This is a genomic window from Sphingobacterium sp. UBA5670 (genome assembly GCF_002420705.1).
Lineage (GTDB): Bacteria > Bacteroidota > Bacteroidia > Sphingobacteriales > Sphingobacteriaceae > Sphingobacterium.
The window spans coordinates 149,261-172,408 of record NZ_DIIM01000020.1; the positions used below are offsets into that span (position 1 = coordinate 149,261).

The 23,148-nt window shown below is 40.4% G+C and carries 22 protein-coding genes; 11 read left to right on the forward strand and 11 right to left on the reverse strand.

Annotated features, from left to right (window positions below; translation table 11 throughout):
* Positions 1–34 precede the first annotated feature (34 nt).
* Complete coding sequence (locus tag B3C94_RS17430) at positions 35–472, reverse strand: FKBP-type peptidyl-prolyl cis-trans isomerase (protein WP_293905981.1); 438 nt, start codon at positions 470–472, stop codon at positions 35–37.
* 116 nt (positions 473–588) lie between these two features.
* Positions 589–999: an OsmC family protein gene (locus B3C94_RS17435; RefSeq protein ID WP_293905983.1), complete on the reverse strand. Its 411-nt coding sequence runs from the start codon at positions 997–999 to the stop codon at positions 589–591.
* A 171-nt stretch (positions 1,000–1,170) separates the two neighbouring features.
* Here B3C94_RS17435 and B3C94_RS17440 point away from each other — a divergent pair, with 171 nt between their 5' ends.
* Together B3C94_RS17440 and B3C94_RS17445 are read left to right on the forward strand one after the other, a co-directional pair.
* A complete protein-coding gene (locus B3C94_RS17440) occupies positions 1,171–1,422 on the forward strand; it encodes a hypothetical protein (RefSeq protein WP_293905985.1) in 252 nt (83 codons plus the stop codon).
* Between the two features lie 53 nt (positions 1,423–1,475).
* Complete coding sequence (locus tag B3C94_RS17445) at positions 1,476–2,663, forward strand: MFS transporter (RefSeq protein WP_293905987.1); 1,188 nt, start codon at positions 1,476–1,478, stop codon at positions 2,661–2,663.
* 98 nt (positions 2,664–2,761) lie between these two features.
* On the opposite strand, the gene fabV is transcribed toward B3C94_RS17445, so the two are convergent.
* Complete coding sequence (gene fabV / locus B3C94_RS17450; RefSeq protein ID WP_293905990.1) at positions 2,762–3,964, reverse strand: enoyl-ACP reductase FabV; 1,203 nt, start codon at positions 3,962–3,964, stop codon at positions 2,762–2,764.
* Between the two features lie 161 nt (positions 3,965–4,125).
* Here fabV and B3C94_RS17455 point away from each other — a divergent pair, with 161 nt between their 5' ends.
* Complete coding sequence (locus B3C94_RS17455; protein WP_293905992.1) at positions 4,126–5,064, forward strand: multidrug resistance efflux transporter family protein; 939 nt, start codon at positions 4,126–4,128, stop codon at positions 5,062–5,064.
* A 9-nt stretch (positions 5,065–5,073) separates the two neighbouring features.
* Here the strand turns inward: B3C94_RS17455 and B3C94_RS17460 are convergent, their stop codons facing one another.
* The 3 genes from B3C94_RS17460 to B3C94_RS17470 form a co-directional block, all read right to left on the reverse strand.
* Positions 5,074–6,864 (reverse strand): ABC transporter ATP-binding protein, encoded by a 1,791-nt coding sequence (locus B3C94_RS17460; RefSeq protein ID WP_293905994.1) that lies wholly within the window; start codon positions 6,862–6,864, stop codon positions 5,074–5,076.
* A gap of 152 nt (positions 6,865–7,016) precedes the next feature.
* Complete coding sequence (locus tag B3C94_RS17465; protein ID WP_293905996.1) at positions 7,017–7,811, reverse strand: S1/P1 nuclease; 795 nt, start codon at positions 7,809–7,811, stop codon at positions 7,017–7,019.
* Positions 7,812–7,933: 122 nt separating this feature from the next.
* Entirely contained in the window at positions 7,934–8,395 is a 462-nt protein-coding gene (locus tag B3C94_RS17470; RefSeq protein WP_293905998.1) for a DUF4268 domain-containing protein, read from the reverse strand.
* 100 nt (positions 8,396–8,495) lie between these two features.
* Between B3C94_RS17470 and B3C94_RS17475 the strand changes: the two genes are divergently transcribed.
* Entirely contained in the window at positions 8,496–9,032 is a 537-nt protein-coding gene (locus B3C94_RS17475) for a lipocalin family protein (protein ID WP_293906000.1), read from the forward strand.
* Here B3C94_RS17475 and B3C94_RS17480 read toward each other — a convergent pair.
* Together B3C94_RS17480 and B3C94_RS17485 are read right to left on the reverse strand one after the other, a co-directional pair.
* The gene (locus B3C94_RS17480; RefSeq protein WP_293906002.1) at positions 9,029–9,334 is read right to left on the reverse strand and encodes a hypothetical protein; all 306 of its coding nucleotides are present in this window, start codon (positions 9,332–9,334) and stop codon (positions 9,029–9,031) included. The two genes, B3C94_RS17475 and B3C94_RS17480, sit on opposite strands and share 4 nt — an antisense overlap.
* 151 nt (positions 9,335–9,485) lie before the next feature.
* Complete coding sequence (locus B3C94_RS17485; RefSeq protein ID WP_293906004.1) at positions 9,486–10,790, reverse strand: ammonium transporter; 1,305 nt, start codon at positions 10,788–10,790, stop codon at positions 9,486–9,488.
* A 290-nt stretch (positions 10,791–11,080) separates the two neighbouring features.
* On the opposite strand from B3C94_RS17485, the gene B3C94_RS17490 reads away from it, so the two are divergent.
* On the forward strand, positions 11,081–12,133 hold the full coding sequence (locus tag B3C94_RS17490) for an outer membrane beta-barrel protein (RefSeq protein ID WP_293906006.1): 1,053 nt from the start codon (positions 11,081–11,083) through the stop codon (positions 12,131–12,133).
* A gap of 99 nt (positions 12,134–12,232) precedes the next feature.
* On the opposite strand, the gene B3C94_RS17495 is transcribed toward B3C94_RS17490, so the two are convergent.
* On the reverse strand, positions 12,233–13,552 hold the full coding sequence (locus B3C94_RS17495; RefSeq protein ID WP_293906008.1) for an OmpA family protein: 1,320 nt from the start codon (positions 13,550–13,552) through the stop codon (positions 12,233–12,235).
* A gap of 70 nt (positions 13,553–13,622) precedes the next feature.
* Complete coding sequence (locus B3C94_RS17500) at positions 13,623–14,036, reverse strand: NUDIX hydrolase (RefSeq protein WP_293906010.1); 414 nt, start codon at positions 14,034–14,036, stop codon at positions 13,623–13,625.
* A gap of 230 nt (positions 14,037–14,266) precedes the next feature.
* Between B3C94_RS17500 and B3C94_RS17505 the strand changes: the two genes are divergently transcribed.
* The gene (locus tag B3C94_RS17505; RefSeq protein WP_293906012.1) at positions 14,267–15,289 is read left to right on the forward strand and encodes a L,D-transpeptidase; all 1,023 of its coding nucleotides are present in this window, start codon (positions 14,267–14,269) and stop codon (positions 15,287–15,289) included.
* An 82-nt stretch (positions 15,290–15,371) separates the two neighbouring features.
* Positions 15,372–16,133, forward strand: coding sequence for a murein L,D-transpeptidase catalytic domain family protein (locus B3C94_RS17510; RefSeq protein WP_293906014.1), 762 nt, complete (start codon positions 15,372–15,374; stop codon positions 16,131–16,133).
* Between the two features lie 66 nt (positions 16,134–16,199).
* On the opposite strand, the gene B3C94_RS17515 is transcribed toward B3C94_RS17510, so the two are convergent.
* Positions 16,200–16,898 (reverse strand): prolyl oligopeptidase family serine peptidase, encoded by a 699-nt coding sequence (locus B3C94_RS17515; protein ID WP_293906016.1) that lies wholly within the window; start codon positions 16,896–16,898, stop codon positions 16,200–16,202.
* Between the two features lie 219 nt (positions 16,899–17,117).
* Here B3C94_RS17515 and B3C94_RS17520 point away from each other — a divergent pair, with 219 nt between their 5' ends.
* From B3C94_RS17520 to B3C94_RS17535, 4 genes are all read left to right on the forward strand, one after another.
* Entirely contained in the window at positions 17,118–18,323 is a 1,206-nt protein-coding gene (locus B3C94_RS17520; protein ID WP_293906018.1) for a metallophosphoesterase family protein, read from the forward strand.
* Between the two features lie 4 nt (positions 18,324–18,327).
* Complete coding sequence (locus tag B3C94_RS17525; protein ID WP_293906020.1) at positions 18,328–21,366, forward strand: AAA family ATPase; 3,039 nt, start codon at positions 18,328–18,330, stop codon at positions 21,364–21,366.
* Between the two features lie 78 nt (positions 21,367–21,444).
* Complete coding sequence (locus B3C94_RS17530) at positions 21,445–21,642, forward strand: hypothetical protein (RefSeq protein ID WP_293906023.1); 198 nt, start codon at positions 21,445–21,447, stop codon at positions 21,640–21,642.
* 365 nt (positions 21,643–22,007) lie between these two features.
* On the forward strand, positions 22,008–23,102 hold the full coding sequence (locus tag B3C94_RS17535) for an AI-2E family transporter (protein ID WP_293906025.1): 1,095 nt from the start codon (positions 22,008–22,010) through the stop codon (positions 23,100–23,102).
* Positions 23,103–23,148: the final 46 nt, after the last annotated feature.

Here is a 23,148-nt window from a genome sequence, read left to right on the forward strand (position 1 = left end):
TATGCGGGCTTTTTCTTTTTGCTGCCCCTTTAAACTAGGATAAAATTGCGATTAACTCAATCTGAAAGATCAATGTGCATTCGCCACCTTTTCTGGGAAGCAACTCTTCTTTTCCATACGCTAAATTCGGCGGCAGACATACTTCCCAAATTGATCCAACAGGCATTTTCGAAATAGCCTCTTGCCAACCGATAATGAGTTCATTAATATAAAAAGTTTCGGGACGTTTGCGTTTGTAGGAACTGTCGAACACCGTTCCATCCAAAAGCTCGCCTTTATAATGGCAGATTACCTTGGAAGATTTTTTTGGAATCTTACCAGCTCCCGGCGTTAATACCTTATACTGCAAACCTGATGCACAAACCACCACGCCCTCCTTGTGCGCATTTTCCTCCAAAAATATTCTTCCTGCTTCGCGATTCCTTTCCAGAAGTGCGCCTGAATTTGCTTTATTTTTCTTTTTCTGAACCAAAACCAAATTGATTAAATTGCTAAAATGCCAATTATTTATTTCATCCTCAAAATAACAGCTTTTTATCCTTTTAATAAAAAAAATCGGTTTTTTTGTTCTTTAAAGAGGCTTTAATATTACAGCAAAGTAGCTTGCAGCGTTTTTTCGAAGCTAAATGCCTTGCTAACGGGACAATTTTCTTTTGCCTTATTCGCTATTGTCTGGAATTCAGATTCACTGATTGTAGGGACACTAGCTTTTAGTTCAAGTTCAGATCGAACTATTGAACCATTTTCAAAAACGATTGTTGATACGGTCGTCAACTCATCGGGAACAAAGCCTGCCTCAGACAGGAAGGCGCTCAGCTGCATGGTAAAACAGCCAGCATGTGCTGCCGCCAGTAATTCTTCTGGATTTGTTCCGACACCGTTTTCAAAGCGGGTCGAAAATGAATATTGCGTATGATCCAACGCTGTACTATCGGTAGTCAGGCTACCTTTCCCCTCTTTAAGATTGCCATTCCATTGGGCAGTTGCTTTTCTTCTCATGATTTTATTATCTGTTATCAATTTTAATTTTTATCCATTCAGCTTTTGTGACAAAGTTCCCCTGCCACCATTCATAAAACAATTTTTGGATAAAAAAGTTGTGCCCTAAGTATAAATTAATGTCGCGATCCCTCCTGCCGCTACGTTAGCTATTTTATTAAAACTAAACTCATGAACAAAGTAATATACCTTTTCATTGCTGTAACGGCATTTGTTTCCTGTAAAACCAACCAACTGAAGGATCAGGCCCTGATACAAGACTGTCCCGAAGAGAAAATTGTCAACAAAATACCCGGCCCTCCGGTAAAGGGAGAAACCGAAAAGATTTATTACATCTATCAAGGCAAAAAGATTTCACCAAAACAATTTGATCAGGAGTGGTTAAAAAATAATTGTGATATTAAAGAGACAGTAGTCTATTGATTTTATTTCAAAAAACAAGCCTAAAGACGTAATTTTGCCTAAAATTTTTTAAAATGACAGTTTCTCTTCGGGAGGTCAATCAAAAGATTTTAGGCTATGTATCTTTAACTTTCCTTGGTTATTTCACGATCGGCCTATCGCTTGCAACCCTCCCCATTTTTATCCACCAGACCTTAGGATTTAACACCATCATTGCTGGCCTGGTCATCAGCGTTCAATATATTGCGACATTTATGCTCCGCGGTTATGCCGGAAAAATTGTTGACACCAAGGGGCCCAAGGTCTCTGTTTTACGCAGCATGTTATTTTTTGCATTATCGGGCCTGCTTCTCCTCCTCGTATTTTTATTCAAGTCTCTGCCCTTTATAAGTTTGGGCCTCCTGCTGATTACCCGATTACTGACCGGAATCGGCGAAGGCCTCGTCGGTGCCAGTCCTATAAACTGGGCATTGATGGAGCTGGGGGATGAACACGCGGCCAAGGCAATCTCTTTCAATGGGATAGCCAGTTATGGAGCATTAGCTATCGGAGCTCCATTAGGTGTATTGATGGTAGACCATGTCAGCTATGAAACCTTAGCTTTTCTGACAATTGCTGTCGGCATACTCGGCTACCTATACTGCCGCTCAAAAACACCTTATCGGGTAAGTCGTGAAAAAACTGAAACAGTAAGTTTTAAACGTGTGCTGCTTTTAGTAGCTCCTTTTGGAATCTGCCTCGCTTTAGGTGGGCTTGGATTTGGAAGCATTTCCACTTTTATGACCCTTTATTATGAGCACTTCAACTGGCAGAATGGCGCGGCTTGTTTAACCGTATTTGGGATCTTCTTTATTTTGACACGCTTAGTATTCAATAAGGTCATTGACCAATATGGGGGACTGAAAGTTGCCTTGGTAAGTCTCTTCGTTGAAACACTGGGCCTGATGGTTATCGCGACTGCTATCCATCCCCTATGGACACTCTTGGGGGCCGCTTTAACAGGCCTTGGCTTCTCTCTGGTATTTCCGGCACTCGGTGTGGAAGCAATCAAAAGGGTTGATCAAAATCAACAGGGTGCTGCTTTAGCAGCATATGGTTTATTTATCGACATATCCCTAGGTATCACAGGACCTTTAATCGGATTTGTTGCCAATAACATGGGTATGACAGCTATATACCCTTTTAGCACCATAATGGTTTCTATCGGTTTTGCTGTCGTTGGAAATATTCTTTATAATAAACGGAAAGCGCTGGCAAAATAGTCCACTGCAATAGAAATAGGGACTTGTCAAATCGTTTAATACAACAAAGAGCGGCAGTGTATACACTGCCGCTCTTTGTTGTAGTTAACTCCTTTATGTTAGCCTTCAATACTAGGTACACCAACAACTTCATTGGTATCCGCATTGTAGTCGATGCCATCAAAATTGAAACCGAATAAATTGAAAAACTCATTACGGTAACCTTCAATATCTGAAATTTCAGCTAAGTTTTCGGTTGTCGCTTTTTCCCACAACGCTGCAACTTCAGCTTGAACATCTTCACGCATTTCTAAATCGTCCACACGGATACGACCTTTATCGTCAAGCAATACCTTTCCGTCGGCTGTATAGAGACGCTCAGCAAACAAACGTTGCATTTGTTCGATTGTACCTTCATGAATTCCTTTCTCTTTCATTACTTTATACAATAGAGAAATGTATAAAGGAACCACAGGAATAGCAGAACTCGATTGTGTAACCAAGGCTTTATTAACAGATACATAAGATACACCATGAATATCGCTCAAAATAGCGTTTATCGCAGGCACCGTTCCTTCTAAATCATCTTTAGCACGACCAATAGTACCATTACGATAAATCGGATAAGTAAGCTCAGGGCCTATATAAGAATAAGCAACTGTTTTAGCGCCATCGGCCAATACACCAGCAGCTTTCAGATCTTCGATCCAAAATTTCCAATCCTCTCCACCCATTACAGCTACCGTATTTGCAATATCCTCTTCATTTTCTACCGGCTGAATGGTAATATCTGAAATTACACCGGTATGAAAATCTACAGTTTTATTGGTAAACGGTTCGTGTATTGGTTTCAAAACAGAAGCGTGTGCCACGCCAGTCTTTGGATGCGTACGACGCGGTGAGGCCAAACTATAAACCACTAAATCAACCTGTCCCAAATCTTTTTTAATAAGCTCAATGGTTTGTTTTTTCACTTCGTCGGAAAACGCATCACCATTAATACTTTTGGCATATAATCCCGCTTCATGGGCTTCTTTTTCAAAAGCTGCGGAGTTGTACCATCCAGCAGTTCCTGGCTTGCCTTCTGCTGCAGGTTTTTCAAAAAATACACCGATTGTAGCAGCTCCAGAACCAAATGCTGCAGAAATCCGAGATGCAATACCAAATCCTGTAGAAGCACCGATCACCAATACTTTCTTCGGACCATTCGCGATCTCACCTTTGGATTTCACGTATTCAATTTGATTTTTAATGTTTTGCGCAGCCCCTTGTGGATGCGAGGTTAAACAAATAAAACCTCTAGTTCTTGGTTGTATAATCATCTTGATTAATTTTCTTACTACTTGTTTTATTGATTAGGCAAAATAAGGAATTTTAAATGAGAAAATCGTGATAAAAATCAATTAGTTTTTGTTTCATTTTCAATTGAACGGGCATTTGCTTACTTTCACAAAGTTAAGTTTACATCCTATTCATCTTATGTATGCCAGTCCAATTTACAATAAAAAACAATAAAAATAATGCACTCCTCCTCGGAACTTTAGCCGCTTTATTTTTTGCCAGCACTTTTGTTCTCAATCGCATCATGGCTGTATCGGGTGGAAGCTGGCAATGGACAGCCTCTTTACGTTTTATCTGGATGCTTCCAATCTTGATCCTTATTGTTGCTATTCGAGGAAATCTCGTCGGTTTACTCAAAGAAATTAAATCCAATCTGCTTCAATGGCTATTGTGGAGTACCATCGGATTCGGAGTATTCTATGCGACGCTTACGTATGGCGCAAATTATGGCCCATCCTGGCTGGTTGCGAGCACCTTCGAATTCACCATTATTGCCGGGATGTTTATTGGGCCCCTGCTCGAAAAAAAAGGACATCGAAAAGGCTTATCCAAAGCCTCTCTCCTCTTTTCCATTATTATTTTTTGCGGGATCCTGCTCATGCAGATCTCCGAAGCTCGATCGACTTCCCTGAAGGCCATGTTATTAGGAACCATCCCCGTATTAATCGGCGCAATTGCCTATCCCTTAGGCAACCGTAAAATGATGAAAATTTCTGGCAATAAACTGGATGCTTTTCAGCGTACCCTGGGAATGACATTATGCAGCATGCCATTTTGGATTGTGCTTAGTCTGTTTGGATATGCAGAAAATGGACTGCCTACAGATAGTCAGCTCTTCCAGACATTCCTGGTTGCTTTATGTTCGGGGGTGATAGCAACACTGCTGTTTTTCACAGCTACCGACCTGGTCCATCATGATCATAAGGCCCTTGCCGCAGTCGAAGCAACACAGGCCATGGAGGTTATTTTTACGTTAATCGGTGAAATCCTTATTCTGCATGCCGCGCTCCCAACAATGTATTCTTGTCTCGGTATTCTCATGGTGGTCATCGGGATGATACTGCATAGCCGATCAAGCTAACCGCTTTATTCATCGTTCATCGGATTGCAATGTCCTGCTTATTTTATTTAAATTCAAACTGTTGGCCATGGCAGAAAAAATATCGTAGTAGGTACCTTTATTTGCATAAAGATCTTCGTGCTGACCTTTCTCTACAACACGGCCTTTTTCCATGACCACAATCGCATTGGAATCAATGATCTGAGATATGCTATGAGAAACGATGATAACTGTACGATCTTTTTTGATCGCATCTAAGCTATTTTTGATCTGTTCGGTCGCAATGGCATCCAGATTAGCTGTAGGTTCATCGAGAAAGATAATGGGAGGATTTTTCAAAAACAAACGGGCGATGGCAATCCGCTGCTGCTGCCCGCCAGACAACGACTGCGCATCGGCATCGTACCCTTTAGGAAGCTCCATGATCTGTTCGTGAATGTAAGCTTTTTTTGCTGCCTCGATAACCTCTTCCCGCGAGCTGCCCATTTTACCATATTCGATATTCTCAAAAATAGTTCCTTTAAAAATATGGTTACGCTGCAGTACCATTCCGATATGCTGACGGAGAAAAGCCGTATCGTAACTGGCCAGATCTACGCCATCCAAAAAGATCTGCCCATGACTAGGTTCGTAAAACTTGTCCAGTAGATTGATAATCGTGCTCTTTCCAGCACCACTCAAACCAACCAAAGCTGTTATTTCATTCGGTTTAATAGCAAAGCTCACATTCTTCAGGGCAACTGTACCATTGGGATATTCAAAAGATACATGCCTCAATTCCAGATCGCCGTGTATGTGAGCAGGCTTATAATTACCTTTGGATTCAATCTGCTCATCGGATTCTAAAATCTCAAAAAAGGATTCTGAATAAATCAAAGCATCGTTTACTTCATCATATATACGGTGCAGCTGGCGTATAGGCGCCGAGACGTTATTGAACAACATGATATGAAACATAATGGCGCCAATAGTAATCTGACCAGAAAGCACAAGATAGGCCGTCAATACGATGATCATGACGACAGCTATCTGTTCAACAAAATTTTTAATGCTGTCGTAAAGGAAACTTGTTTTACGGGTTGCCATTTGATTTTCGGTCATTTCATATTGGATCTTCTCATGGCGCTTAGCCTCTTCCGGCTCACGGACAAAAGATTTAATAACCAAAATCGAATCGATCAAACTTATAATCCGGTTATTTTTTGATTCCCGATAATTGCGCATCTGTCGCCGAAAACCTGTTAATTTTGACGCTTGAGCCTGACCGATATAGAGATACAAAGGAATCACAGCTACACCGACCAAACCTACGTATACATTTGCGTAGAACATGCAGATGAGCGCAATAATTGCGTTTGCAAACAATGGAAGAATATCAATAAAAAAATTCTGTACCAACCGGGTCAATGAACTAATTCCTGCATCAATCCGGGTAGCCAATTTTCCGCTTTCATTATCTGCTGAGGTATAGAAGGCCAGCCTATACGTTAAAATACGGTTAACAATTGACTGGGAGAAGTCACGGGCAATATAGATCCGGAGTTTTTCGCCATAAAACTTCTGCCCAAACTGAACCAATGCATAAATAATTTCCTTCGCCAATAAGACCATACTGATCATACCAACGAGATACATGCCTTTGGACAACGGTTCTTTGGCAACCATCAGCACATTAATTTGGTCTACAGTATAGCGTAAGATAAAAGCATTGATCTGCGCGGCAAAGGAACCGACTACGGTCAATAGCAAGGTATAAATAATCAGTCTACGGTAGGGTTTGGCAAAAGGAACAATTTTTTTAAATAATTGCGGAATAGTCATTGAAATCAATTTTATTACAGGACAAACAAATAATCTGACGACATTGTTTAAAGCTAAGTATAAAATCGGGAAGATCACAACGGGAGAATAGGACTAAAAAAAGGCGTATCACCATGTGATACGCCCTTCTAAGCGTGCTTTAACGGCTCTGATTATCCGAAGATCCGGTTCAGTACTTTCGCCAGACGCAAACCACCTTTCAGCATGCATTGTTCCATGATATCTTTATTTTGATAGACATAAGAATAAGACAAGTTGGCATTATTCGCTACATCGGCATAAATCTTTTCAGCCAATTGATTCGATTCGTACAACCAATTGGAAAGCTCGCCCGCAGCCAGCTGCGCATTCTCTTGCTTATTATTTACATCCAGAACAGTTGCATACTCGGTATAGCTATACTTTTCATTATCCACCAGATCACTATCCCAAACACGGTGAATATTGGATTTCTTTCCAAACCAACTTACTTCAATCTTGTTCCCACCCTGGTCTTCGGCACGGCTAACGTGCATGGGCTGGTGTGCATCGCCCAGAATGTGGATCAGAAAATACAGGTTTTGCTTTTGTTGATCCATCGGAACTGTCTTATCTGCAAACGACTTTTCGATACGAATCGCGGTCTTATATAAATTCTCATCTGCCGAGTTTTCCAGCCCCAGTTGAAATTCAGCCCAAGGTAAATTTGAATTTAAATTTATAAAATGTGAATTACCGAGCTTTTTAAACTCAGGATTAGGGTCTGACTTGATAAAATCGCCCCAATTGGCCCAGTAGGCCAGCTTTTGCTGTCCAATGATTTTTCCAATATTCTTTTTAGCCTTTTTAGTTAAATGACGTTCCGCAATTTCAGCGACTACACGATGCCCCGTAGTTCCCCATGCAAATACCGATGAAAGCTGAAAACACAATGCCACCGCCAGCAAACCCTTAATCATTTTTTTCATTTGATTGTTTGTTTTAAATGATGATAAGACTCTTACATGCTAACGCATTTGACTCCACACAAGTGATTGTAAACGCCGATTCAAACTTGTAATAGTCCATCTTAGTATATATTGAATTTTAATTATTTGAAAATATCGAAAGCATATTTTGCGGAGGACCAAAACTCATCCAGCGCCATCATCCGTGGTTTGAAAAAAGAGATCAGCTCAGGCCAATCTTCTTCTTTAAAAACACTATAACCTTCCAGACATGCATAGATCTGGCAAATAGGCTTGCCATATTCATCCCTGCCGTCCATATCCCATATCCATTCTTCACCCAAAAGATCATGTAATAAAGCCTTATATTGAAGAAATTGTTCGGCCATTAAAGCTCGGATACCAGCATCGGACTGAGACCATTGTATCGCAATTTTGGCCACTTTTTTATCTGCATCCATTTTGAAGAATAAATGCTTTATGCCTGTTTTGTAATTAATCCAATTGGCCTTCTCACCGTCTGCAGATAAATGTAAAGCCATAAACTGACCAAACTTAGTCCAGAACACCTGTTTTAATTGCTTTATCTCTTCCCTTGAATACACTGATACAACTTTTAAGTCAGCAAAATTAACAAAATAGCTCGGTATGTCTAAACCTTATTGGTATCAAAATTGTTGTTTTACTAACAAACAAATTCGAAAGATGAACTTAGATAAAAAAAAATCACTCTTACTTTTGGCTGCGGCTGCAATTGGAGCGGTAGCCTACAACGCTTTGAAGCCTGTCATCTCCCGTCCCGATGTCGTGGATCCTTTTGATTTAGATAAGTACCTTGGAAAATGGTATGAGATCGCCCGGCTCGATTTCCATTGGGAAAGAGGATTAAGTCAGGTCTCTGCCGAATACAGCAAAAATAAAAATGGTACAATACGCGTCAATAACCAGGGCTATTCAGAAGACAAAGAACGATGGAAACAATCTATCGGAAAAGCCAAATTTGTCAATGGTTCGCATGAAGGCGCACTTAAAGTATCGTTCTTTGGTCCGTTCTACAGTGGGTATAATGTTGTAAAAATAACGCCGGATTATAAATACGCACTCGTTTTTGGTGACAATCTAGACTATATGTGGATTTTGGGTCGCGAAACGGAAATTCCGGATAAAATCAGAAATGAATTTTTAACCTACGCCCTACAATGTGGTTATAAGACCGGCGATCTTGTATGGACCAAACATTAGTCGAAGATCGGAGCTAATAGCTGGTAGTTTAATGTCTTATCCTGGGTAAGGACATCAGCTATTTCCTCAATATCCTCTGGGCTAATAGCATTTCTGATACCTGCATTATAGAGATTAGCTAGAAACAGTGCTCCCGCTCGCTTTTCATTGAGCGGCAAAATTGAACTCCCGACATAGAAATTCAATACGGATACCGCATAGTCGCCAAACAGATTAAAACCGAAATCACCATTTTTCTGTAGGCAATAGCGCATCATTTTTTCAAAATCAGAACGCAAAGTATCTTTAATCTCAGTAGTCATGAAAATCTTTTTTAGGGCATAGAAGCAAAGATATAAGGTATAAGCGTACACTTTCCTGCTAGGCCTGACAAAAATGCAAAAAATATCCCAAACAATGTACCGTTAAACAGTAGATTGTTTGGGATAAACTATGCGTTATGTCGCGACTCGTTTACAAAGCTTCAGCATGTTGAGAAACATCCAAACCAAGTTCTTCGTCCGTTTCTTCGACGCGCAATGGTGCGATAAGATCTGTGATCTTCAGGAGAACCAATGAACCAACGAAGGCGAAAAATGATACTGCAAATAATGCAACCATGTGCACAAAGAACAACTTCGTTTCGCCAAAAAACAAACCATTGTCCGCAACAATAGGATTAATATTATGATGGGCAAATACACCAGTAAGCACCATACCAACCATACCACCTACGCCATGGCAAGGGAATACGTCCAATGTATCATCGATACTCGTTTTACTTCTTAGGTATACAACCAGATTACTAACCAAAGCGCCAACCAAACCAATGATCATTGCATGTGGAATACTAACAAAACCAGCTGCTGGTGTAATCGCAACCAAACCCACAACGGCACCGATACATGCCCCCATTGCCGAAGGTTTCTTTCCGCGTATGATATCTACAAATATCCAAGCCATAGCGGCCATGGCTGAAGCTGTAGTCGTGGTCGCAAAAGCGTAAGCTGCCAAAGAATTTGCACCGCCGGCAGAACCAGCATTAAATCCAAACCAGCCAAACCACAAAAGTGCAGTACCCAATATCACGTAGCTTATACGAGCGGGATTATGAATCTGTGTTTTACGGCCTTTTAAATAAATCGCTGCCGCCAAAGCCGCCCAACCTGCCGACATGTGTACAACGGTACCACCAGCAAAATCCAGAACACCAAACTTTGCCAATATCCCTTCAGGGTGCCAAGTTGCATGTGCTAGTGGCATATAAATAAAAATGCTGAACAGAATAATAAATAACATAAATGAATTGAATCGGATACGCTCTGCAAAAGCACCAGTGATTAACGCTGGTGTTATAATTGCAAACTTAAGCTGAAACATGGCAAATAAAACCAAAGGTATAGTGGGAAGCGCACCCCAAGCAACATTCCCTAATGTACCTTTCATCATAAAAAATGTACGCGGATCACCAACAATACCACCGATATCATCGCCAAAAGCCAAGCTGAAGCCAACAATGACCCAGAGGATGGTCATCAAACACATACATATAAAACTTTGCATCATCGTTGAGATTACATTCTTCTTGCTAACCATACCGCCATAAAAAAAGGCAAGCCCAGGTGTCATAATCAACACCAATGCAGAGGAAGTTAACAACCAGGCCGTATCTCCCGTATCAAATTCTGCCTTGTTTAAGTCAGACAAGTCAATGGATGGAAATACAAGTCCCAATACTCCTAAAAGAACTAGAACAATGAGTGGAATAATTTTTTTCATTTGTTTAAACTGATTAGTGTTTCAATACATTAAATAAAATTGTTAAAAAAATACGAGAACAAAACAAAAACCGACTTTCCCTTATAATTTTTTCAAATATAAAGTCTTTTTGTTAAAAAAATACCATGTTATTATATTTTTTATGATTTTTTTTACATAATTTCACAAAAACAAATACAAAAACCACAATAAACCACTTATTAACTTAACAAAAACACGTACAAAACAGACAAACCAAACAAAAATGATCACAAAAACCTCAAACAAATCAAACTTAAACCATAAAAAACATGAAAAAACTTCTAACAACAATTATTTTATCAGTATTTCTAATAAAAACAGCCACATCACAAGAAGAAACTAAAGAAAAAGGAATAGAAATATCCGGATCAGTGGATACCTATTGGAAATATGACTTTCAAAACAAACCTAATATCAACACCTATTTTACCGAAGACAACAACTCCGTCTCTATTGGCATGGTGGATCTGGCTGTAAAAAAGAAGTTTAAAAAAGCATCATTTGTCGGAGAATTATCTTTTGGTCCCCGGGGTCAATACCGATCAATTATGAATGGCGATGGCCAAGCGGGTGATGACAAAAATAGTTTCCATATCCAAAACCTGTATGTAGGCTTTGATGTAACCGAAAAACTGAATCTTACAGCAGGTTTCATGGGTACATTTGTAGGCTTCGAGGTCATATCGCCTACTTACAATTTTCATTATTCGACTTCCTACTTATTCGGCGCCGGCCCATTTCAAGACGCAGGTTTAAAAGCTACCTATAGTTTCTCAGACAAAGTGGCTTTAATGGTCGGAATATTCAATGACTGGAATGTGTACCAAGATATGAACGGGGTTTCCCATGTAGGCTCCCAACTGGCTTATACACCCAACGATAAAAGCAGCTTCTATCTTAACTTCCTGACTGGTTCATCCGCAGGTGGCAAATCAAATTATAGTTCCGGCACTTTAGTTGATCTTGTTGCTAACTATGATTTTACCCCTAAATTTTTTCTAGGTTTAAATGCGACAAATTATAAAAAGAGAGACGGTGGTGGCTACTCTGGCGTAGCACTTTACCCAAGGGTTCATTTTTCAGAAAATTTTGGACTGGGACTGCGTGAAGAATTTTTCCAAACACATAAAGAAGAGGAAAACGGAATTCCAAGTACCAACATCCTCGCAACCACATTAACCGCCGAATACAGTTATCATGGATTCAAATTTATTCCCGAGATCAGAATTGATAAAGGGAATACCGAACGGTTCATCAAGAATGACCTCAGTCCGACGAAATCCGCAGGACAGTTTCTATTAGCATGTGTTTATAGCTTCTAAACATGCACCTAAAATAAGAATAGCTGGTCTATCTATTGACCAGCTATTCTTCTGTTTTTTCATCTATCATTTCCTATTGACAGTACCGCCAGGATCTACCTACCGAACACTCACAGAAACGTGCCGATCTAATATGCGATCGGTTTCAGGTGCATCCGCATTATACTTTGCAAATTGTGAGCCATAGCCTTCTGCCCCTGTTACCTGTTTGGAAAGTCCATCTTTACCTAAATAATCCTTTACAGCCATAGCCCGTTCAAGTGACAACTTTTTATTAAATTCCTCATTGCCTGTTTTGTCGGTGTATCCTCCAATCTTAATATTTGCGGCAGGAAAAGCCTTTAATATCGCTGCAAGATTACTCAATTGCACCTGACTTTCAGGTAAGACCTCGGCTGTACCCGTTTTAAAATTTAGATTATCAAAATCAAACCAGGTATTTTTCAAGGAATCTTCACCAAGGGATTTATAGTCGGACTTTAAAAATTGAACTAACTGATCCTCTATCCCACCTTTAAAAGCAGCCAGTTTGACGCCATTTGGTAAAACCACATCCGTACGTTCCCGCTCAACCACACTGCCCCCAGCCTCAGTTTTCATGGCGCTTGAATCAACCTTTGTGCTATTTACACTGGTATCAGTAGCACCTTCTTGCTTACTACCGCTGCAGCCTTTTCCAAATAGAAACCAGAGTGCGGCCAATACGATTAAAGCAACTAAAATTTTCCACCAGCCGCCACCAGAACCACTTCCCGCGGTCGCAGCCCTAGAATCCTCAGCCCTGGGTAATGACAATGGCTCCTTATGCGCTTCCAACTCATTTGAAGGAGTAATGGGAGTTGTTTGATGTATACCAGAAAAATGCCCACCATCAAACAGCTTCCCAAAGGCACCTAATCCTAATCCCGCCGGGACAGCGGCCGCAAAAGCTGTTTTATTGTCCTGTAATAAACGGCCAATATGCGTAAAATCCCAATTTTGTCCCTTATTGGTTAAACTGGAAAATATTGCCGGCAATGAAAAATTCATTAATTTTTCAATAGAGCGACCATCAATACCAAGATATCCGGAAACGGTTGTCAACACAGTCTCCAGTCCGTCACCGAAGATAGATCCCAGTATCCCCTGAGATTTCCCTTCCTCTGCCGAACCATGTACTGCAGGCTCATTCGTGTGATCTGCTCCTCCTAAAAGGCTCTGCAGATCGAAATTAGAGAAATGTTGCTTCGCCTTTTCCAAAATCCCAGCAATTCCACCATTTGGATCGGACTGCTGGCTTAAGCCCAAAAACAAAGCTGGAATTGTTACATTCAAGCCCTGTTTCACCTGTTCTTTATCCTGATTTAAAACTTGTCCTATTTGAGCAACGGACTCCTCATCAAAAAAGTCCCGCGCCCCTTTTAAAAGCTGATTTTCCATAATCTTCGTTTATTTTTAGTTTATATAAAACTTTAACAAACAAAGGTTTAATTTGTTCACTATGTGCAGCTTATTCATCAAAATCACCCGAAAGCCACTTCGGGATCACAAATTCAGACGCGAGATGTGCCAATCGGTAACTTTTCCAGTCATGGCGCGAAATCCAAACCACCTCTTCCAATTCTTCGTAAGCAGCAAAAGGCCGGCGTTCAGTCAAATTAATTAAAAAAATATGGCCTTCTACCACTGTATTTAGCTCATTTACAGCCTGGGTAGTATGGCTTCCAATGAACCTGGTCCCTATTTCACTTACATCAAATTGAAGTTCTTCTTTTAATTCTCGAACTAAAGTTTGCTCTCGATTCTCTCCCGGTCCCATTTTTCCGCCAGGCAATTGAAAATAGGAAGATCCTTTTTTTCGGACCATCAGCAAATCTCCCTCCGGATTAAGCAGTGCTGCAGAGCAAATAACAATTTTATCCATAATAGTATTTCAGACCACAAAACTAACCTTTTATTAATCATGTAAAAAAATCCAATTCCTCCAATTCGCATTCTAAAGGACGAATGATCGAAAACATATTGGATGACTGAAACCAAACAGACAAGAAAAAATCTAAGGGTAAATTGCTTTCGCTCAGCCCGAATAAAATTGCAAATAATAAACAAATTATCTAAGTTTAAAGAATAAAGCAATAATCTATAAATCCATATATGAATCGAAGATTAACCTGTTTAATATTAAGCATATTATTTCTAACGCTCGGGTGTCAGCAAAACAAGAAAGGCACAACAGCTGATAAAGAAGCCGCTAAGCCACAAAAAACAGCTCCTTCGCCTAAAAAACAGGAGGAAAAACCCAAGGTATTCACCGCTGCGGACATTAGCATAAAAAAGGAGCTGCTTTATACGAAATATACGCTGGAAGACAGCTACCCTTACAAAGATACCACCCGCGGCTTTCAATGGGACAAAATCAAGGAAAGACTTGCTTTCGTAGAAAATTTCCAACAAACACCTTCCCTATATGGGGTTCTTCAAAATTATCAAAATGAAAAAGGTGAAGCGCCGACAATACAGGATTATAAACGTGACTCCTACAAACGCGTCTCTGACAGTTTCAATGTCGAACGATATCAAGCTGCCCCCTTGTATGATCTCAATACCGCCAAAGCTGTTCGCTACGGCCGCGATGGCTGGCTTGTCAGGCTTCAAGGCCCGGATAGCTTAGCGAGAATTCCGATTGAAGGTATCTCATTTGAAGGAAAATACACCGTTCCAAAAAAATATCTACGCATGGTGAGCGACACAGTGAAATTTAAGATCATTAACGTCGTCGATGTTACAAACCAAAATATCTGCACCTTAGAAAAAGTAGGAAATGAATGGCTTGTCAGGAGCATGAATCCCGTAACAAGCGGCAGGCACAAGCCTCCGCACGCCCAAGAAACTCCAACGGGACTTTTTGTGGTGCAAGAACATAAATCCAAGATGTTCTATTATGAAGATGGCACCAAAACGTATGGTGGATTTGCCCCTTATGCCACCCGATTCACGGCGGGAGCATATATACACGGTGTTCCGGTTAACAATCCCAACGGAAGCATCATCGAATACAGCGAAAGCCTTGGCACCACACCTAAGTCACATATGTGCGTCAGAAATGCGTCATCTCATGCCCAATTTGTCTATAAACGGTCAAAAGACTTTGCCTCGTTGGTTATTGTTATTGATTAACAATATTTAACATTCTGTAAATCAAATATGTATTAACTTTAATAATTAATTTTGTAAACATCTACACAGAAAAGGGAGAAGAATGGGAAATACGTTTATGTTTCTTTTGATGGCACTTAACACCGCATTGTCGTCACAAGAAGAATTAAAAACAACAGATCAACAAACCAACAGTACACATCGTATTAATGTCGAACGTCAACGCACCGAAGTTGACTCCTTATATGATGAAATGAATCTAGGCCAAGTATTGAAATACGAAGCGTTTCGTCAAGCAATGGAAGGCAGAAAAGAGCTTCCAATCCACAACAAAGATATCATGACCGTCATCGACTTTTCATTGGCATCAACAGAAAAGAGACTTGTGGTGCTCGACCTTGCGCATAAAAAAGTACTTTTCAATACGCTGGTATCGCACGGAAAAAATAGTGGAGAAAACTACGCCGTAAACTTTTCAAATCAACAGGAGTCATTAAAAAGCTCTTTGGGATTTTTTACGACAGAGAACACGTACAATGGTGAAAATGGCTACTCTTTGGTATTAAATGGTCTTGAAGAAGGTATAAATGATAATGCAAAAGCAAGGTATGTCGTGATGCATGGTGCTGATTATTGCAGCACAGGAACAATCGCGAGCTTAGGCAGACTGGGAAAAAGCTATGGCTGCCCTGCAGTCCCTAGAGAATTTGCAGGCCCGATTATCAACACCATCAAAGATGGCACTTTATTGTTTATCTATGCCGACAATCCGGACTATCTGGCAAAATCGCATTTGATCCATCAGCCGAATATTCTAATGGCTCAATTTCAAAAAAGACAGCCTGCCACGAACCATGAAGGATAAAAGAAAAGCCTGATGAAAATTCATCAGGCTTTTTTTATGATTTCAAACTGTCATCTGCAATACAAACTATGATTTATGCTTTTTCTTAAATTTTAACATCCAATTGTAAATTGCATCATCATGAAACAGACGCTCGACACTTCCGTGTGTACCACCTTTAATGACATTTAAGCTCACGTTTGCATCCGGATCCTCTTTTTTAATTGCATTCATAATCTTTCTGGATTCCGAAATGGGCACAGCACGATCAGCTGTACCATGATGCAGCCAAATGGGCACCTGCGTCAAATTGGATGCATACTGACTTGAGCCCCCACCGCATATCGCCACGGCCGCAGCTACCCTTTCCGGATATTTCCCAGCGACATCCATCGTACCATAGCCGCCCATACTCATGCCACAAACATAAACACGGTCGGGATCCGCATGGTAATGTTCGATAACATAATCCACAATTTCGATGACTTTATCGGGATCCCAGCCGCCACGCGACTGCGGAGCAACGATAATTCCCGGCACCTCCTGCCCCTTATTAATCGCGTATAGAACCCCATAACGTTTTACACGATCCAGATTTGTCCCCGACAGGCTTCTCCCGTGCAAAAACACAAATACGGGCTGCTTCTCTGATTCCGACGAATCAGGAGCCGCTTCTTTCAGTAAAAAAGGATAAGCAGTTTCCCCTTTTATAGCCTGTATCTCTTGTGCTTGAGCACGCGTTAACAGCATAAAGAAAAAACATACATACAGATAAACTTTTTGCATAATACTTGTCTATGACTATTTAGCTTAATTTTGGAGCACTAAAAATACAATTAAATGACTTTTACGAGAGGCGTTTAACAACTTTTAACATTTCAAAAAACAATTTCCGTTTAATAAAGAGAAAAGTACCCATTTGTAAGATTCAATTCAATTATAATTGCATTTCATGGCAAATTTATCTTAGTTTGTACTGTTGACGCAAAACACCCAAGCTCTCACATGAAAATATTGCATACCGCCGACTGGCATTTAGGAAAACGATTGGACAGTTTCTCTCGGATAGAAGAACAGGTACAGGTCATGGATGAGATCGTTGAAATCGCAGATCGGGAAAGTGTGGACCTCGTTATTATTGCAGGAGATCTTTTCGATGCTTTCAATCCAGGCGTGGAGGCCATTGAATTATTCTATCGGACCATCAAACGCCTTACCAGAAACGGCATGCGGCCTGTAATTGCTATTGCAGGTAACCACGATTCACCGCATTTGATTGATGCTCCTGACCCGTTGGCAAGAGCGTCGGGAATCATCCTCATTGGCCATCCAAATGCTGTGGTTACCCCATTTTCTACAGAAGGCTTTACTGTTCTCCGTTCAGATGCAGGTTTTATTGAAATAAGTTTACCACAATTTGAGTACCCAATCCGTATACTGCATACTGCTTATGCAAATGAAATTCGTCTGAAACAATATTTAGGAGAAGAGAAAGAAAGTAAATTAAATGAGGTTCTGGCAACAAATTGGCAAGCTATCGCAAATGCTTATTGTGATGATAAAGGGGTAAATATTCTAACAGCCCATCTGTATATGAACAAAATGGGCAGTCCGCTTTTAGAAGAACCTGACGGCGAAAAACCTGTCAGAATCGGAAATGCCGATTTGATTTATTCGCAATCCATCCCACCCCAGATACAATACACTGCATTGGGGCACCTCCATGGGTATAGAAATATTGGTTCTACCGAGAAACCAGCAGTGTATGCATCATCCCCATTATGTTATAGTTTTTCGGAGGCCGGACAAACCAAATATGTCGCGCTAGTCGATATAGCTGCAGGCAGCCAGGCGAAGGTGGAGCGAATTCCTTTAACAGCGGGCAAACCTTTAATCCGCAAATCATTTGACGATATGGAATGCTGTATATCCTGGCTGTCCGAAAACCCTAATGCGCTGGTTGAACTTACCTTAAAATCAGACACATTCCTGAAAGCAGCGGACCGCAAAAGGATCTATCAGGCACATTCGGGTATAATTTATCTTATTCCTGTCGTTCAACAAAACAAAGAAGGAATCCCGGATAACACAGAAATCAACCTTACAGAAGACATGTCTACTTTATTTAAAGATTACTTTAAATCAAAGAATGGAAACCAGACACCTAATGATGATATCCTCGACCTTTTTCGCGAAATACTAAATTCTTAATCCCATGATTCCATTAAAGCTCATATTAGAAGGTATATACTCCTATCAGGATCGTCAGACGATCGATTTTGCCGCATTGTCAGAAGGGGGGCTTTTTGGTATCTTTGGAGCCGTGGGTTCCGGTAAATCGTCTATATTAGAAGCGATTACCTATGCCCTATTCGGAGAAACTGAGCGTTTAAATGCGCGCGACAAACGCGCTTATAACATGATGAATCTCAAGTCAAATAGATCTTATATCGAACTTGATTTTATCAATTTTGAAGATCGTACCTTCAGAATCACACGGGAGTTCAAACGGAATTCCAAAAATTTTGATGATGTAAAATCGCCTACTGTTGTCTTATACGAGCTCATAAATGAACAATGGATTCCCTTAGAAAGCAGCAACACCCAGCATATCATCGGCCTGAGCTATGAAAACTTCAAAAGAACTATCATCATTCCACAAGGACAGTTCAAAGAATTTATCGAACTAGGTGCCAAAGAACGCACGGATATGATGAAAGAGATTTTTCAGCTGCATCGATTCGACCTCCAGGATAAAGTTTCTAATCTCTATAAAAAAAACCAGTCCGAACTGGATCACCTCAATGGCCAGTTGATCGGATTTGAAGATGTTACAGCCGAACATATCGAAACGACGGAAACCAATCTGCACGCCGCGTTAGCGTCCTTTGCCACGATTGAATCTGTACATAAGCTTCATCATGAAAAATTTCTGAATCTAAAAAAACTCAAAGAGGATTTTTTGGAATTGCACAAGATGAGGTCGGCCTTTGCGCAATTGCTTGAACAGAAAACCGAAAAAGAGAATTTACGGATCGCGCTGAATAAGTTTGAGGAAGCACAGACCAACTTTTCACATCCTCTTAGGTCCAAGGAAAAATTGGAGCAAGAAGGCGTAACCGAGGAAAAAAAACTGGAAATCGAAAAAATAAGACAGGCGGAAATTCAACAGCTCCTTCAGGAACTTTCCGCAGGTCTAAATCAGCTGAAGCCCCAGTATGAACGACTACCGCAACTCCGTATTCAGGAATTAGACCTCGAACTAATAGGCCAGTTGATTACTTTTTCAAATGAAATTAAGAGTTTACAGGAACGCGCGCAAAAAGGCCGGAATGTTGTTCAGGAAACAAAAGAACAACAGCTCCATTATAAAGCCAAAATCCAAGAAAATGAAACTCAGATCGCTGCTTTAAAACTGTCAAAACCTTCTGCGCATGAATTGATGGAGCTAGGTCAATGGTACACGAAACAGCAAGGGATAGCACAACAGGAAAGCGATCTTAATAGACAGCATATTGACCTAGCAAAGAATATTAGTCAACTGAAGCAAGATCTATATGCTGTCCATCCTGATCCTGAAAAATTCCAATCAGCCCACCGTACCGAGATGGGAGAACTGGAACAAATGCTTCAGACACTCCAGGATGAGAAGTCTCACCTCCTTTTACAGCAAAGGCTGACCCATTATGCAGAAAACCTGAAAGAAGGTTCCCCCTGCCCGCTCTGTGGAGCATTGGAACATCCCGCAATCAACCAGGGACAAGATATTTCCCAGGAAATTATCGCCAACGAAAAAAGGATTGCTGAGACGAATGATACGCTCAGATACAAACAGGATCAAAAATTCCAGGTGGAAAAACTGCTTCTTCGTTTACAATCATTGACCGAACAGCAACATGATTTAAATACGAAAATCGAGCATAACGCATCCAGCAAAATTGAACATTTAAATCAGTTTATATGGAGCGGTTATAGCAGCACAGACGAATCCAGCTATTCATCAAAAAAACAGGAACTTTCGAAAATCGAAGGGCAGATTATAATGATGGAGCAACAGCTTGCAACAGATCAGGCAGCATTAGCTACGATAGATGAAAAGTTGGACAAATACAACAAAGCATTGCATCAATTTGAGCGCGATGAGGCAAGCAAGCAAGCGCAGATTAACCAAAATAAGGGAAACCTGAAAGAATTGAACTGGTCCGATTATATAACGCAGGAAGCTGAAAGTGTCAACCGGGAATATACTGCTTTGAAAAAATCAAATCTTGAGATTGAACGAGATTACAGTGCATTAACGGAACGATTTAACAAATTGAACAGTCAATTCGCCGCGCAAAATAGCTTGGTACAGACAATCGCTGAACGTCTGGAAACGATCAAACGTGAACAGCTTGAAGTCGACAGCACAATTCAGCAGCTGCTTGCCGGTTCATCTTTCGGCACATTGGCGGAGATCAGACAAATCTTAGCCGAGAATCTATCTATACAACAGATCCGGCAGCAACTTGAGCAATTTCAAATACAATTTGAGACTGTCAAAGCACAGATTGGCCAGCTGGAAAAGAAACTTGCCGACCAGGTACACGACGAAAACATATATACTGAGCAGGAAAAAGTCCTGGAAGAAAGCTCCCAACAGTTAAAAGAAAGCACAGAAAACGTCGCCCGGCTCCGGCAGGAACTCAATCAATTACAATTAGCCTATGCCAAAAAGGAAAATCTCCTGCAACAACAGGTCAAATTAAATTTGCGCAATGAAAATTTAAAACAGCTTTATAACCTGTTTAAAGGCGCGGGATTTGTACAATATGTGTCTTCGATTTATCTCCGTCAACTGTGTGACCACGCCAATATCCGCTTCCACCGTATGACCCGAAATCAGCTTAGTCTACAGATAAATGACAACAATGAGTTTGAGATAATAGATTATTTGAATGAAGGAAAAAGCCGCAGTGTAAAGACGCTGTCCGGAGGACAAGCCTTTCAGGTATCCTTAAGCTTGGCTTTGGCCCTGGCTGAAAGTGTCCAGTCAAATACACGGGCAGCCAAAAATTTCTTTTTTATCGATGAAGGCTTTGGAACACAAGATATCACCTCTGTCAACATCGTTTTTGAAACGCTCTTGGATCTGCATAAAGAAAACCGGATCGTCGGCATTATTTCACACGTTGAAGAGCTCAAAGAACGTATTCCGGTATCACTTTCGATCGAAAAGGACGAAGAGCATGGCAGCCAAATTTTTAGCAATTAAATCCAATTTATTTTGTATATTAGTTATAGCGGTCTAACTCACTTGGTGTGACCGCTATAACCAATAAAATAAAAGATTATGGGCTTATTTTCAAACCATAAAAAAGGAAAAGGGTCTCATCCTTTTTTTCACAAGGGGGCCAAAACAACGGGCCATGCAAACACATCAGATCGCGGATCCGATTCTGTAAGGACAGCGCAATCTATGCTTTTTGTCAAACAGTACGATATCCTAAGTATTTTCAAGGAGATTCTCATGCCACAGAACCAAAACTAAAATTTAGTTAAAATGCTTATCTTTCCATGCTAAAGTGAGGAAATGGTTTGAAGCAGCTAATTTTTAGTCCATTTATTCGTATTGATAAAAACGGCTCATCGTAACCATACATGCTGACCCTGCAATTGACTTTTTCCGCCATACAGCACGCTTTGTCCCTACGTCAAGCTAGGTTACCTGGGATTGAGCAGATACATAAGCAATTAATAACTATCTCATCGAAACCGGCATAAGGTTAGAAAAAGAAATTTAAAAAATCATTGAAATTATAAAAAAGGAAGTTTAATTTAACATTATAAAACTTTTCCAAAAAAATATTGTCATACGGTAAATAATAATCCATAGACAGTACATTTGTCAGCTATATGAAGTATAAACAAATCAACAACAATTCCATCAATCAAATCATGCTTATCGTCATTATTCTGGCGATCTGTATATTGATTTTTACGAGCTTATTTTATTATCTACCGGGTTTTCTTGGCGCCATTACACTGTATGTTCTTTTTAGAAAAGTCAACTGGAAACTGACAGAAGAAAAAAAATGGAATAAATCTTTTACAAGTATTCTATTGATATTGCTGACAATCATATTCCTGGTAGGTCCGCTCTACCTGTTAATCAACTACATGGTGCCGCAGGTCACAGAGGTTATCAGCAACAAAGATGAACTTGTGCAAAAGTTCGACTCGATCAAAACCTATTTCAAGGACAGCCCCTATCTGAGCAATATAGATCTTTCAGATACCGCGTTAATGGACACCCTTCAAAAAGCGGCTAAATTTATACCCAGCATTCTGAATTCCGTTGCTGAAGTCGGTGTCAATATACTTGTTGCCTTATTTGTTTTATATTTTATGCTAGTAAGCAGCAAAAAATTGGAGCAGACCATTTATCAGGCAATCCCTTTCACCAAAACAAGCAAAACCGAGTTATGGAAAGAGTTTGATATGATGGTGAAATCCAATGCAATCGGTATCCCTATCTTAGCGATGTGCCAAGGTGTCGTAGCGGGCCTGGGTTATTGGTTCTTTGGGCTGGAAAATCCTATCTTTCTGGGTATACTCACTGCAGTTTCTACTATAATCCCTATTCTGGGGACCATGGTTGTGTATCTACCAGCAGCTCTTTTTCTTCTTGCCAATGGACAATCTGGCAATGCAATAGGTCTTGCCCTGTATGGTATCATTATCATTGGAAGCATTGATAATGTGCTACGTTTTACCATATTAAAAAGACTGGGCGACGTACACCCCCTGATCACTGTATTTGGGGTATTGCTTGGGTTAAATTTATTTGGAATGCTTGGATTAATATTCGGTCCACTAATCCTATCTTGTGTCGGTGTACTCTTGAAAGTATACAGCATTGAATTTGGAAGAAGCACGCCTGAAATCATTCAATCTACATCTTTAACCAATCCCAACTCGCCGCATGATACACCGGACATCATTGAATAAGAGTACTCCAGCGATTCAGACTGAAATGAACGGAATATCCAGTAAA